This window comes from Duganella sp. 1224 (genome assembly GCF_013408245.1).
Taxonomy (GTDB): Bacteria; Pseudomonadota; Gammaproteobacteria; order Burkholderiales; family Burkholderiaceae_D; genus Rugamonas.
In genome coordinates, this window is sequence record NZ_JACBYS010000011.1 from 23,594 (window position 1) to 37,860 (window position 14,267).

Here is a 14,267-nt window from a genome sequence, read left to right on the forward strand (position 1 = left end):
GCCAATGACACTTCGCGCACCTATGCCAACGCTATCCGGCACAAGCTGGGTCCATCTCATCGCCCGCTAAATCCTCGCTACTCCATATCGGTATCCATGTGAAGAAACAAGGAATACGGGCGGGGAACCCTGAATTATCAGCATTTCGGCCCTGCTTGTCAACAACAGACTGGTCGCGCCCGCCGCCCCGGCGCCGCGCCGGGCGCGAAAAAATCCTGTCGCGCCTGTGGATAACTTAGGCGAGCGAGAGTAGAATAGCGCGTTACGTGTGAAAAACTCCCAAGTTGCCCACACCCTTATACAGTAAGAACACAGATAGTCGATTCATGGAAAATTTCTGGCAGACCTGCTCCGCCCAGCTGGAGCTGGAGCTGACGCCGCAACAATTCAGCGCCTGGATTAAGCCGCTCGTGCCGCTCGATTACGAGGCGGGCAAGCTGCGCGTGGCCGCACCCAACCGCTTCAAGCTGGACTGGGTCAAGACCCAGTTCGCCAGCCGCATCACGGCGCTGGCCTGCCAGTACTGGGAGCAGCCGACCGAGGTGCAGTTCGTGCTGGACCCGCGCCTGAGCGCGCCGAAGAAGCCGGCCGCGACCACCACGCCGGTGCCGGACCCGAACGGCGGCGCGCCCAGCAACAACGCCCGCATGGCCTCGGCCGACCCGACGCCGTCGGTGCCGGAGATGCCGGCCTCGGCGCAGCCGCGCCGCGAGCAGAGCCGCATCAACACCGACCTGACCTTCGACAGCTTCGTCACCGGTAAAGCCAACCAGCTGGCGCGCGCCGCCGCCATCCAGGTGGCCAACAACCCGGGCGTGTCGTACAACCCGCTGTTCTTCTACGGCGGCGTCGGCCTCGGCAAGACCCACCTGATCCACGCCATCGGCAACCAGGTGATGGCCGACCAGCCGGGCGCGCGCATCCGCTACATCCACGCCGAGCAGTACGTGCGCGACGTGGTGACCGCCTACCAGCGCAAGGGCTTCGACGACTTCAAGCATTACTACCACTCGCTGGACATGCTGCTGATCGACGATATCCAATTCTTCGGCGGCAAGAGCCGCACGCAGGAGGAATTCTTCTACGCGTTTGAAGCGCTGATCGCCGCCAAGAAGCAGATCATCATCACCTCGGATACCTATCCGAAGGAAATCACCGGCATGGACGACCGCCTGATCTCGCGCTTCGACTCCGGCCTGACGGTGGCCATCGAGCCGCCCGAGCTGGAAATGCGGGTGGCGATTCTGCTCAAGAAGGCCAAGCAGGAGGGCGTGACCTTCTCCGACGACGTCGCCTTCTTCGTGGCCAAGCACCTGCGCTCCAACGTGCGCGAGCTGGAAGGCGCGCTGCGCAAGATCCTGGCGTACTCGCGCTTCCACGGCAAGGACATCACGATCGACATCGTCAAGGAAGCGCTGAAGGATTTGCTGTCGGTGCAGAACCGCCAGATTTCGGTGGAAAACATCCAGAAGACGGTGGCCGACTTCTTCAACATCAAGGTGGCGGACATGTACTCGAAGCGGCGGCCAGCCAACATCGCCCGCCCGCGCCAGATCGCCATGTACCTGGCCAAGGAGCTGACCCAGAAGTCGCTGCCGGAAATCGGCGAGCTGTTCGGCGGCCGCGACCACACCACGGTGCTGCACGCGGTGCGCAAGATCGCCCTCGACCGCACCAAGAACCCGGAATGCAACCACGAGCTGCACGTATTGGAACAAACCTTGAAGGGCTAACCCCCGCCGCTAGCGGCGGGGCGGGTTTGGCTTTATCATTTAGTCAAACCTGTCCGTCCGCTCACAAGGCAAAAAGTATTAAAACATCGTTAAATTTTTACTGAGGATAATCTATGCAATTGGTCAAAACCACCCGTGATACGCTACTCCGGCCACTGCAGATCGTGAGCGGTATTGTCGAGCGTCGGCACACCATGCCGATTCTGGCCAATATCCTCATCCGCAAAGAGGGCGAGAGCGTATCCTTCCTGTCGACCGACACCGAAGTGCAGATCACCACGATCGCCGAGATCGGCGCCGGCCCGGAAGTGACCGGCACCACGGTGGCCGCGCGCAAGCTGCTGGACATCCTGCGCGCGCTGCCGGAATCGGGCGACGTCTCGATCACGCTGCAAAACAAGCGCCTGGCGGTGCAGTCCGGCAAATCGCGCTTCGCGCTGCAGACCCTGGCCGCCGAGGAATTCCCGACCGTGCAGCAGGCTGACAGCTTCAGCGCCTCGGTCACGCTGCCGCAGAAAACCCTGAAGCACCTGTTCAACATGGTGCACTTCTCGATGGCCCAGCAGGACATCCGCTACTACCTGAACGGCCTGCTGCTGGTCCTGGACGGCAACAACGTCATCGCCGTGGCCACCGACGGCCACCGCCTGGCCTTCTGCCAGGTCGAGACCGAGCAGTCGTTCGCGCGCCAGGAAGTCATCATCCCGCGCAAGACCATCATCGAACTGCAGCGCCTGCTGGAAGAAAACGACGAGCCGGTGCAACTGGACATCGCCGCCAACCAGGTCAAGCTGACCTTTGCCGACATCGAGCTGATCTCCAAGCTGGTGGAAGGCAAGTTCCCCGACTACACGCGCGTGATCCCCAAGGGCTACAAGAACGAATTCACCATCGGCCGCGATGAACTGCTGCGCTCGCTGCAGCGCGCGGCCATCATGACCAGCGATAAATTCAAGGGCGTGCGCTGCATCATCACGCCGGGCAGCATGAAGATCAGCTCCACCAACGCCGACCAGGAAGAAGCGGTGGAAGAACTGGAAATCGACTACGGCGGCGACAGCGTCGACATCGGCTTCAACGTCACCTACCTGCTGGACGTGCTGAACAACCTGAAATGCGACCAGGTCAACGTCGCGCTCGGCGATTCCAACTCGTCGGCGCTGATCTCGATCCCGGACAACGCCGACTTCAAGTACGTCGTCATGCCGATGCGCATTTGACGCCACCGTCGCTCCGGCGTACGCCGGAGCCCATAGAACGCATGCTCAGCATGGATTCCGGCGTGCGCCGGAATGACGTCCCCAGTAATACAGTTACATTGATTGAGAAAGCAGCACATGTCCGAAGAGAACGCAGCACCAGTCCCAAAGAACGAAGAATACGGCGCCTCCTCGATCCAGATCCTGGAAGGTCTGGAGGCAGTCCGCAAACGTCCCGGCATGTACATCGGCGACACCTCGGACGGCACCGGCCTGCACCACCTGGTGTTTGAAGTGCTGGACAACTCGATTGACGAAGCGCTGGCCGGCTACTGCTCCGAGATCCACGTCACCATCCACTCCGACAACTCGATCTCCATCACCGACAACGGCCGCGGCATCCCGGTCGGCCTGAAGATGGACGACAAGCACGAGCCGAAGCGCTCGGCGGCCGAGATCGTGCTGACCGAGCTGCACGCCGGCGGCAAGTTCGACCAGAACTCGTACAAGGTGTCGGGCGGCCTGCACGGCGTCGGCGTATCGTGCGTCAACGCCCTGTCCAAGCTGCTGCGCGTGACCATCCGCCGCGACGGCAAGGTGCACCAGATGGACTTCGTGCGCGGCGTGCCGCAGAACCGCGAAATCGAAATGCGCGACGGCGTGGCCGTCTCGCCGATCAAGGTCATCGGCGAAACCGACAAGCGCGGCACCGACGTGCACTTCTGGGCCGACGAAGAAATCTTCACCCACGTCGAATTCCACTACGAGATCCTGGCCAAGCGCATCCGCGAACTGTCGTTCCTGAATAACGGCGTCAACATCAAGCTGTCCGACCAGCGCACCGGCAAGGAAGAACTGTTCGCGTTCGAAGGCGGCACCCGCGGCTTCGTCGAGTACATCAACAAGGCCAAGACCGTGCTGCACCCGACCGTGTTCCAGGCCACCGGCGAGCGCCAGTCGGACCAGGGCACCGCCATCTCGGTGGACGTGTCGATGCAGTGGAACGACGCCTACAACGAAACCGTGCTGTGCTTTACCAACAACATCCCGCAGCGCGACGGCGGCACCCACCTGACCGGCCTGCGCGCGGCGATGACCCGCGTCATCAACAAATACATCGAAGAGAACGACTTCGCCAAGAAAGCCAAGGTCGAAGTCTCCGGCGACGACATGCGCGAAGGCCTGACCTGCGTGCTGTCGGTCAAGGTGCCGGAGCCGAAGTTCTCGTCGCAGACCAAGGACAAGCTGGTGTCGTCCGAAGTGCGCGGCCCGGTCGAGGAAATCGTCGCCAAGACGCTCACCGACTTCCTGCAGGAAAAACCGAACGACGCCAAGATCATCTGCGGCAAGATCGTCGAAGCCGCGCGCGCGCGCGAAGCGGCCCGCAAGGCGCGCGACCTGACCCGCCGCAAGGGCGTGATGGACGGCCTGGGCCTGTCGTCCAAGCTGGCCGACTGCCAGGAACGCGACCCGGCGCTGTGCGAACTGTACATCGTCGAGGGTGACTCCGCAGGCGGCTCGGCCAAGCAAGGCCGCGACCGCAAGTTCCAGGCCATCCTGCCGCTGCGCGGCAAGGTGCTGAACGTGGAAAAGGCGCGCTTTGAAAAAATGCTGTCGTCCGAACAGATCACCACGCTGATCGCCACGCTGGGCACCTCGATCGGCCCGGACGAATTCAACGTGGAAAAGCTGCGCTACCACCGCATCATCATCATGACCGACGCCGACGTCGACGGCGCCCACATCCGCACCCTGCTGCTGACGCTGTTCTACCGCCAGATGCCGGAACTGGTGGAGCGCGGCCACGTCTACATCGCCCAGCCGCCGCTGTACAAGGTCAAGGCCGGCCGCGACGAGCGCTACCTGAAGGACGACGCCGAGGAAGCCGGCTACATGATGAACGTGGCGCTCAACAGCGCCGTGCTGACGCCACGCGACGGCGCCGACGTGATCCAGGGCGAGGCGCTGTCCGCGCTGGTAAGCAAGTACAACCTGGCCAACGCCATCATGACGCGCCTGACGCGCGTGATCGACCGCGCCGCGCTGACCGCCATCATGACCGGCGTGCAGCTCGACCTGAGCACGCAGGAAGCGGCCGAAGCCTCGGCGCGCGCGCTGGCCGCCAACATCAACGACATCAGCGTCAAGGTCACGGTGCGCTCGGACGAACTGAGCGAGAAGCACCTGCTGTGGATCGAGCGCATGCACCACGGTAACGTCAAGGTCAGCTCGATCGACGCCGACTTCGTGCAAAGCACCGACTACCGCGTACTGACCGACGCCGCCTCCACCTTCACCGGCCTGATCGGCGAAGGCGCCATCATCCGCCGCGGCGAAGGCGAGCGCGTGAAGGAATCGGCCGTGACCGACTTCCACCAGGCCATGCAATGGCTGCGCGACGAAGCCGAGCGCGTGGTCTCCAAGCAGCGCTACAAAGGTCTGGGCGAGATGAACCCGGACCAACTGTGGGAAACCACCATGGACCCGACGGTCCGCCGCCTGCTGAAGGTGCAGATCGAGGACGCGATTGCGGCCGACCAGATCTTTACGACGCTGATGGGGGATGATGTGGAGCCGCGCCGGGCTTTCATTGAGACGAATGCGCTGCGTGCGGGGAATATCGACGTTTAATCGAAGTTAGCATTACTTGCCTGCCGCATCTAAATAATGCGGCAGGCAACGTGCTAGTCAAATTGCTTGGGCGGTTGCTTTTGAAATGACCGGCCTGCCCCTTTGGTCTAGCTGATCTGCTAAATGATTTGCCAGAGCCCCAGCTAATAGTGGAGGAACTGCTTCCCCAATCATATCCATCCCGATACCTATTCTCTTGGTGTCGCATTTATCATTATCTGAAGTGATGAATCTAAAATCATCATCAAATGACTGTAATTGCGCAGCTTCTCTCATAGTTATTCCGCGGTCTTGAGTGGGGTGAGTAAATTGTCCCGAACCTAAAAAGTTTGCGTTTGCCGTTATGGTCAAAGCAGGCTTATCCCAAGCAAGTCTGGAATAGGCACTCCAGTAATAGTTTTTATAAAATACAGGGTTGATAGCTCCGCTTTGCTCCAACCTTTTTTTGGCAATAGCACCGCTTATTTTAAGCTCACGAGCAAATAGTTCGATTGTTGTTGCGTATGCCTCGCGCATGCGAGCACTTTCTGCCACCCATGTTAAGCCTGGCCGCATTTCTCTAATTATGTTTAGCACCGACTCCCTATACGAGCGGGTGATATGATTATAAGGAAAGGTGTTTGACGTACGCATCACCCGCATAAAATCAGTCTGATCCATCTCGTTATAATTTTTTAGATCAGTTCCACCTAAACTATCATTCAAAAGCGGCGGCGTAGGTAAGTCACGTATCGCCTCCTCAACCGTAACCCAAGGCATCCTACCGGTGCCAAGGGCGTTAACATCCAATGGATCAGCATGAGTGGGCATAGGAAGAGAAGCTGTGCCAACTGAAGTCGCGATAAATACTGCTCGCTCTCTTAATTGGGGCACACCATAATCGGCACAGTTGACAATCGCCACTTTAACGTTATATCCCAAGTCTTTTTCCAACATGTCAATAACTGTTTCTGACAGCTTTCCCAATCGGCCGTCAAAACCATGGTTAAGCATTTGGGGAACATTTTCTATTAAAAGAATCTTCGGACGAATAGCTTCAGCGACGTCTAAATACCTTAAAACCCGTTGGAATTTGATACGAAGAAAGGAAAAGCTTCCAAAGAAGCTTATGAAAACATCAAGAAAACTTTAGATGATTACTCTCCAGACACTGGAAATTTCTCTAAGATTAGCTTAAATCTAGCCTTAGATATAATAGAGAAAATAAAACGTACTATTGATATAGATGATGACTCCAACTTTGATTGGAAAGCTTTTTCAGGGCTGCTCACCTATTACTGCAAAGAAAACAATATTGACGAGGTATTGTTAGTTGTAGAGACTAATCGTGATTTAGGTAAAGCTAGCTCTGAAGACAAATCAGGTCCATCTTTGCTAGGCGTAACTTTACGCGAGATATTCAGGAAGCAGCCTCGATCAGCACCTACCCTAATCGTCCTCGGACAGAAAGGCTCCAAAGGTAAAGGATGGTCAGGCGATACACCGTTTTGGTGGCCCATGCTATCGACTCCGACTAACGCCAAGCCGTGTGTCTTTGCAAATCTAAACTCAAAATAAAAACGGTAATAGCTGAGCTGAACAGCTCAGCTATTCAGCTCCCCTCTTGGGCAATTTGCTAAAGGTCGCCACGCGAGTGCACCGGAGGTCCCAAGAATGATCGGATTTTTTGTGCCAAGTCCCCCGAGTTCCTAAGCTCGCACTCCCAAATGACAAGTACCTTCCATCCCGCTCTAGTTAGAGCTTCAAACGAACGTTGATCTCTGCATTTGTTACCGTTGAGCTTCTCACTCCAATACTCGATTCGCGATTTTGGCATGCGGGCTAAACCGCAGTTATCATGTAGATGCCAAAAACAACCATGCACAAAAATCACTTTCTTGCGTCCGCTGAATACCAAGTCGGGAGAACCTGGCAGTGACTTGACATGCAGACGGTAACGATAGCCTGCGGCGAAGACAAGCTTCCGCACCACCATCTCTGGGCGCGTGTCCTTGTTCCGAACACGTGACATAACCATGCTGCGCGTGGCTTGGTCTATGGAATCGACCATCTCGCCTCCCATTCCCTTTGTAAACTCGAGTTTGGATCTGCCACAATTTATTCAAGAGCATTTTGACAATGATCAAACAGTTTTTCATTGAAAGCTGTATAAAAACACAGTAAAATCAATAACAAAATCTCAGCCTCATTGGTTGGGGCGGTGCGTTGCTTTATACTTACGCAGTCCTAACCGGCATATTCTGATAGAACAACATTGCCCTGGCAGGTGTTGACGTCTGGTTGGAGCCACAGACTCAGTCCGATCGTTAAACACATCATGTATAAGCAACCCCTCACCTCCGCCCTTGAAGAAAACCTCGTGTTGGCGCGCCGCACGTTGGAGTCGATCGAACTTTTCGCCGGCGCGGGAGGTCTGGCTTTAGGATTCTCAGAAAATCACGTGCAGCATCGTGCGGTAGTCGAGTGGAACACTCATGCGTGCAACACCATTCGTCACAACAAGCTGCACAAGGTCGATCCAATAAGCCACTGGCCGGATGTGATAGAAGGGGACGTCAAGAATTTCAAGTACGGCGCCTTCGAAGGAGTCGACCTGATCACGGGCGGCCCACCTTGCCAGCCTTTCTCTACGGGCGGCAAACATGCCGGCTTTCTGGACGAGCGGGATATGTTCCCTCAAGCGATACGCGCTGTGCGCGAAGCGCGTCCGCGAGCGTTCGTCTTCGAGAATGTGCAAGGCTTGACGCGCGCGGCTTTCGCCGATTATTTCGACTACATCCTGCTACAACTCGAATTTCCTTCGCTGATCGCGAAGCCGAAGGAGCAATGGGGTGATCATCTGGCTCGCCTGCGGAAATGGAAGCAGAAACCGAGTAGCAACAGCGAGTATCGTGTCACATTCAAACTGGTGAATGCGGCGAACTACGGCGTTCCTCAGAAGCGCATGCGCGTTTTTTTTGTTGGCTTCCGTGCGGATGAGGACAAGATATGGCAAGCTCCTGCGGAAACGCATAGCAGCGATGCGCTGCTGCTTTCGCAGTGGGGCTCCAGCGAGTATTGGGACCGGCATAAGGTGGCGACTCGACAGCGTCCTGCAAGGCCGGCTGGCGTGGAAAAGAAAATCAGCGCGCTGATCGATACGGATTACGGAAGTAACCTGCTCGCCTGGCGCACCGTTCGAGATGCTATTTGTGATCTCCCCGACCCGGAGCGCTTCCCAGGCAAGGTGCAGGCGCATCGTTTTCAGCCTGGTGCGCGCACCTATCCCGGCCACACCGGCAGTCCGCTGGACGAGCCGGCGAAGGCGTTGAAGGCTGGCGACCATGGCGTGCCGGGCGGTGAAAATATGCTGCGACGTGTGGATGGATCGGTTCGCTATTTCACCGTGCGAGAGTCAGCTCGCATTCAAACCTTCCCAGATACCTTCTTGTTTGAAGGCACTTGGGGAGAGGTCATGCGCCAGCTCGGCAATGCCGTTCCCGTTCACTTGGCCTCCGTAATCGCAAAGAGTGTGTGTGACCAGCTCAGGGCGTAGTCTTGGAGGCTGGGGCTGCGTCCGCCACCTCTAACTCAACAACGCCGTGTGCCGGCGTATAGAAACGATCCGAGTCAAGCTGGTGCATGTCTTCGGTGAAGCGTTCGAAGATTTCGTGAATGTCGGTGTATGGCCGGTACATTGTCAGATGAGCGCCGATTTGCTCGACGATCGTCTCCGGAGATTTCTGATTTTCCGCCGTCGCATCAGCCCACTCCCTGCCCGGATGCATCGTGTCCCATGGTGAGCGCTTGTTGACGCGCGTTTCGGAGCTATCACCGTGCTTGCCCAAGCCAAAACAGATTTTGGTTTCCGAATTCCAGATCGGCTTGAAGAAGTTGATCAGGTAGTCTTCGGCTGATTTCTGAAAGCCCGTCTGAACGATCAAGAAGCGACATTCAAAGTCATTGATATCAAGGGTGGTCACTGCTTTTCTAATGCTGCGTGCGTGTTCATTCAGGCGGGCGGAAAGCTTGGTTCCTTGACTGACCGCCTCCTTGGCCGACTGGTTGTCTGGGTCGGCCTTGCCTACGTAGATTGGATGGTCGCGGCCCTTCAGCTGTGCGTAGGGCGCGAAGTCACCTTTGTAATAGATGGCGTACACGCCAGCGCCGTAGAACTGCGGAATTTTCGCCAAGGGGTGCTTGGTTTGAGCCACCAATGTCAGCGCCACGACGCGGCCCGATGTGTTCGGATCGCTGGGATCGAAGATGGATTCGGGACGCAGGATTGGATCGAGCTTGGTGGTCACGTTCCGCAGTTGGGAAGTCACCTGTTCGAGCCCGACTCGAGCTTTGTTGATGGCGCGGGCATCATCACCCGCTTCCGCGACGGAGATCCGTTCTGTGAGAGTGCGCAACTCCGACAGTAACGAGGCCAATTGAGATTCAGTCTTCTTACTTTTCGCCATCGAATTCCTTTTATGCTCCTAGTCGCCTTATGGGAACCGTTGCGATTTTACTATATGAAGTTATCTTCGTTACCGGCTTTCTCCGAAGTTCATGATTGATATAGCCGGCCATTCGTAGCCAACAGGGTGGCGCCGCAGCTGGTCTTGTGCCCTTCGTAGGCAACTGGACGACCGTCAATCGTATGCTTGCTATCGCCTTCGACAATCGTGCAAACACCACCGTGGCCTACGACGGGACATGTGCACTTATCCCCAATGCACGCGACAGCTTTTCCATCTACCGTAAAGTGGGGGGCGCCGCTGCCGATAACCTTGCCACCGTGCGTGGTGAGATCGCCCACGAGGATCATTTTTCGCATAACCGGCTCCTTATCGATACACCGGTTCCTCATAGTTCTTAGGATCAACTACAGGTACCGTGGCATTTTGAAATACGTCTCCTCCAATCGGGTGCTGCTGCGTCTTACGCTTTTCCTCCGGCGGAGGGCTGACGAAGATGATGCTGGCCTGGCCTGGATCGCGTAGGTTGAACGCAGCGCTCACACCACCTTCGCGATAGCTTCCCAAAATACCTATTGCGGTCTGCATGAAGAAAGTTGCGGCGCCGGTATTGCCTAGACGGTGATCAACGTTGATGAATTTGGTGGGTTGGTCGGGATCGAATTTCGGCCCCGCCTCGTCAGCTACTTTTCTCAGCAAGCCATGAAATTCGATCAGTTGCGATGCCTTCTTCCCGGTTGCCACAATGACGCGAGCAGGTCCGATGGCCTGCTCTGCTTCGGGGAGAGTCTGCAAGGCCAAGTGCCATCCTTCCAGCAGCGCGGCCTCGCGGTCGGCCGCATGTTTGAGGAGGGCCCCATTGTCATCTGTCATCTTGACGAATACAGGCCGATGAAGAAAGCCGAGTGTCGGCAATCTGTCGAATTGCTTCAGTTGCTCGGTGTTCCAGGGAACTGGTAGCCAGGGCTTAGGTTTCCAATGACGGGAGAGTCTCGGTTTGTTAGCCATCATGTCCGTGAACTTGGCGCCAACGGTGCTTGGCTGCGACGCGTCGAACTGTTTTGCGAAGATCTCAAGGTCGGCCAGCCATTCTTCTCCGGTAGGCTGGCGTCCCATGTGATATGAGTACGAATTTCTTTCTGGTGGCGTTGGCACCCTCTGCTGCAGCGTCAAATAGTTAAGCCAAACGCGTCTGGCGATTCCGTCACGATTTAGGACCTCCACATCGGGTTGTGGCTCCTCCAGATCTTTGAACACAAAGGGGCGGATAGCATCTACGCGCTCCCGCCTCGCAATCACTAAAACTGCGGATGCATCGGGCATCTCGGGGATATAATAGCCCGCAGTTATACGCGGCCTGGGTAACACGGTATTCGTTCTGGTGTAGGTACTATCCGCAGATCCCAAGACAACAAATGGGACGCTCGGATTCTGATCAAAGAACGTGAATATTTTCTCGATAATGCGATCGGGTTGCTCGGACAATTCTCTGTGAGCCAGGACGAGAATATGCATACCTCCCGCAGCGCTGACGATTCCATTTTGCGGTCGATCTGGCCTATCCTCAGAATCCTCGCCCACAAACCGCGGCTCCGCATTAAACGCCGGGATCCCCCAATAGCGAGGTAAGTCGAGTATGGCGTTCTCAAGACTGTCGCCCTCGCGACCGTCGGATTGACCCATCTTGTCGTCAGCAGTCCAGGGATAATGCTTGGGGTTTGGGTCTCTTATGGATAAGTACGGTTTCCCATGCGCGAGTGCTTCCCATAGTGCTCCTTGGCGATATTTGTCCAAGGTTACCCCTAATCCAATAACCTCTAGCACGTACTCTTTGCTATGAATATCATCTTGGGGCAAGATAGCCTTTGAAAGAGCCGGCTCGGCTATTTTAGTTGCCTTCGTAGGCTTCAGTGCATAGGCATACGAAGCGACCAGCAGTACCATCATTCCAGCGATAATTGCTGCAGCCACCAAGAATTTAGTCCACATAAAGACCTCTTTTCCAATTAACTTTTCAGTTCGCAAAGGACGCTTGCTGGCAGCCCTTCAGGAAGAATAGGTAAACCAGGTAGAACACCTGTCGAGTAGTAATTGCAATTCCCTTCAATTAGCTTCTTTCTCCAATCTTTTTCGCAATCGAAATAGAGCCCGTGGTTTTCCAAAAACTTACTCCACCTTGCGATGCCTTTGCGCTCCTTGACACTATCGTCCTGGAGACGCCAGTCAGCTACTTGGCATAGATATTCGTAAAAAGCACGGTCGCTAGACGCTTTACCACAGCCGATGGCAACGTCATAGGCAGTTACGTTTCGATGATTCGCCTGTCCTCCGAAAATGGCACCGTGAAACGAACGGGGAACGACTTGCTGTTGCCAGCGTAACCGTGCTTCATCCCATGTTTCGGTACGCTTTATGAGAATTCTTTGCGGTGAGGTAGGGCTAAAGGTATAAAGCGGAGCAGAGCAGGCATACACTTCCAACACTGCACAGCGCGCCTCCGGTCCCTTGTCTTTGTTCATAAAAGATTGAACCTGTAGCCTAATCGCATCCACAAGCACAACGACGCCGCTATACACATTAATGAAGGGGCTTGCCATCGTTCCCTTGTCCCGGGTTATTAATGGATCGACCTGGTATTCGATGCATTCCCAAACGTTTATGAGTCCGTAATTACTGGTGACCGCAATGGAAGCATCAATGGGATCGACGCGTTCGCTTGCACCTGGTCGACCTTTGGCATCCGATAGCGAGCCCTCATACATGCTGGCTTCAACTGGCACTTTCAGCGCTTCTCCAGTTATGCTGCGAATCCCTTCGAAGCGAGCTGCCTCTTCATCCTCACCTATTTTCGGTACCCTCGGAGCATCAAGCCTCCCTCGTACAAAGGTCGTGCTAATCCGAGTATCGCTCACTTCAGTGTGCGCATAATCCTTTTCGCCCGGTTGACGAAGAACGAAATAGAAAGGGCTTTCCTTCGGACCTACCATGACAGGGGCGCCGAATTTTGGATCAGGCCGCTTTTTTGCAGTAAATACCCTTTGACGAAAACCATCCCCTAACTCGGAAAGTGGCTTGTATAGTGTTTCAGGACGCTTATTGCTTGCGGCAACCCGCTGATATGTTGGCACCCCCTGCCAGCCGATGCCTCGTACATTCTCTAGCGCCACCGTCATGTCCTCGGGACAGAAGTACAGGTAGACCTTGCCACGGTTATCTCGATCCACTTGCGCGTTCCACAGTTTGCCAACCGCCCCGTAATGTTTTTTGGCATCCGATAGTTCCGGCAACGGCGGAGTAAGATGCTTTCGGTCCCATATGCCGCGCACAATGTTGGCAAGTGTCCTCAACCTGGCATTGACCGTCTGTATCCCATTTATCATCCCGTAACGGCCAGCCATCTCGGCGTCTTCGTCGCTATAGCGATCAATTACTTTTACTGAGGTAGCTATGTCATCAATCAAACTGTATGGAGGGTGCGTCAAAATTAGAGTGTCTGCTGGGCGGGCGTTGGGCTGATTGGCTTTGATCGTCGGATCAAGGAGAAAGGCCTGTGCGAGAAGGCTAATCAAACATCCCTGACTGTGGGCAACGACGGAGACTGTCTCATCATTGTCATAGTCGCGGATCATGCAGATTAAAGCAGCCAAACGCTGGGCTGCCAGTATCATGTACATTCTGCCAGGATTATTGAGGACAGGATGTGTTGCGTCCCCTTGAGCTCTGTCGAGTATTCGGGCTACACCCCATTTCCCTTTGTTCCACATATCTGGTATTGAACTAGTGGCATTCGCGAAAGGCCCGCCACCTTTGCTGAAGTCACCATCTAACCTGTTGCCATTGCGGTCTAAGACCTGGCCACGACAGAGCTCGGCGTTTAATTGAACCCGAGCGGTTTCCTCACGAAAGCCCCAATAAAACGGGATAACGGGACTTAAAGTTTCTTCCGTGATCGTTCGCTTAAAAAAGACTGCATCAGGATCGTCAAACAGTCGCTTTCTATCTTCATCAGTTGGCAGTCTATAACTGGCAGGGCTAAGCGCGCCGCTTAGTCGCGTCGTCAGGCCTTCACAGAGACCACGTTCCACCACAGCGTACGAACTGCCCGTGTCGTTCACACCGTGAACCAAAATGATGTTCCCAGGAGTGTTGTGCCGTACAGGCAAAATTTTATCCCTTCTACGATTGGTCATCGTCACACCGCTCGCAGATCCAACCGGATATGGCTTCCTGGGATAGACACTCTTCTGCTCGCTCATGCT

At 55.7% G+C, this 14,267-nt stretch carries 11 protein-coding genes; 5 read left to right on the top strand and 6 right to left on the bottom strand.

The annotated features are described in order from the left end of the window. Positions 1–326: 326 nt before the first annotated feature. The 3 genes from dnaA to gyrB all read left to right on the top strand — a co-directional run bounded on the left by dnaA (position 327) and on the right by gyrB (position 5,563). On the top strand, positions 327–1,733 hold the full coding sequence (gene dnaA / locus FHW58_RS26375) for a chromosomal replication initiator protein DnaA (protein WP_179676162.1): 1,407 nt from the start codon (positions 327–329) through the stop codon (positions 1,731–1,733). 113 nt (positions 1,734–1,846) lie between these two features. After that, positions 1,847–2,953, top strand: coding sequence for a DNA polymerase III subunit beta (dnaN, locus tag FHW58_RS26380; protein WP_179676163.1), 1,107 nt, complete (start codon positions 1,847–1,849; stop codon positions 2,951–2,953). 117 nt (positions 2,954–3,070) lie between these two features. Further along, a complete protein-coding gene (gene gyrB, locus FHW58_RS26385; protein WP_179676164.1) occupies positions 3,071–5,563 on the top strand; it encodes a DNA topoisomerase (ATP-hydrolyzing) subunit B in 2,493 nt (830 codons plus the stop codon). A gap of 57 nt (positions 5,564–5,620) precedes the next feature. On the opposite strand, the gene FHW58_RS26390 is transcribed toward gyrB, so the two are convergent. Continuing rightward, complete coding sequence (locus tag FHW58_RS26390; protein WP_179676204.1) at positions 5,621–6,673, bottom strand: DNA cytosine methyltransferase; 1,053 nt, start codon at positions 6,671–6,673, stop codon at positions 5,621–5,623. On the opposite strand from FHW58_RS26390, the gene FHW58_RS26395 reads away from it, so the two are divergent. Then, entirely contained in the window at positions 6,629–7,120 is a 492-nt protein-coding gene (locus tag FHW58_RS26395) for a hypothetical protein (protein ID WP_179676165.1), read from the top strand. The two genes, FHW58_RS26390 and FHW58_RS26395, sit on opposite strands and share 45 nt — an antisense overlap. Before the next feature lie 58 nt (positions 7,121–7,178). Here the strand turns inward: FHW58_RS26395 and FHW58_RS26400 are convergent, their stop codons facing one another. Next, positions 7,179–7,625 (bottom strand): very short patch repair endonuclease, encoded by a 447-nt coding sequence (locus tag FHW58_RS26400; RefSeq protein ID WP_308937286.1) that lies wholly within the window; start codon positions 7,623–7,625, stop codon positions 7,179–7,181. A gap of 255 nt (positions 7,626–7,880) precedes the next feature. Here FHW58_RS26400 and FHW58_RS26405 point away from each other — a divergent pair, with 255 nt between their 5' ends. Continuing rightward, entirely contained in the window at positions 7,881–9,098 is a 1,218-nt protein-coding gene (locus FHW58_RS26405) for a DNA cytosine methyltransferase (RefSeq protein ID WP_229265505.1), read from the top strand. On the opposite strand, the gene FHW58_RS26410 is transcribed toward FHW58_RS26405, so the two are convergent. From FHW58_RS26410 to FHW58_RS26425, 4 genes are all read right to left on the bottom strand, one after another. Continuing rightward, on the bottom strand, positions 9,088–10,008 hold the full coding sequence (locus FHW58_RS26410; protein ID WP_179676167.1) for an Eco29kI family restriction endonuclease: 921 nt from the start codon (positions 10,006–10,008) through the stop codon (positions 9,088–9,090). The two genes, FHW58_RS26405 and FHW58_RS26410, sit on opposite strands and share 11 nt — an antisense overlap. Before the next feature lie 89 nt (positions 10,009–10,097). After that, positions 10,098–10,367, bottom strand: a complete 270-nt coding sequence (locus FHW58_RS26415) for a PAAR domain-containing protein (protein ID WP_179676168.1) — start codon at positions 10,365–10,367, stop codon at positions 10,098–10,100. A gap of 10 nt (positions 10,368–10,377) precedes the next feature. Then, positions 10,378–11,997 carry a DUF2875 family protein gene (locus FHW58_RS26420; RefSeq protein ID WP_179676169.1) on the bottom strand — a complete coding sequence of 540 codons (1,620 nt, stop codon included), beginning with the start codon at positions 11,995–11,997 and terminating at the stop codon, positions 10,378–10,380. A gap of 17 nt (positions 11,998–12,014) precedes the next feature. After that, entirely contained in the window at positions 12,015–14,264 is a 2,250-nt protein-coding gene (locus FHW58_RS26425; RefSeq protein ID WP_179676170.1) for a DUF3274 domain-containing protein, read from the bottom strand. Between the last annotated feature and the right edge of the window lie 3 nt (positions 14,265–14,267).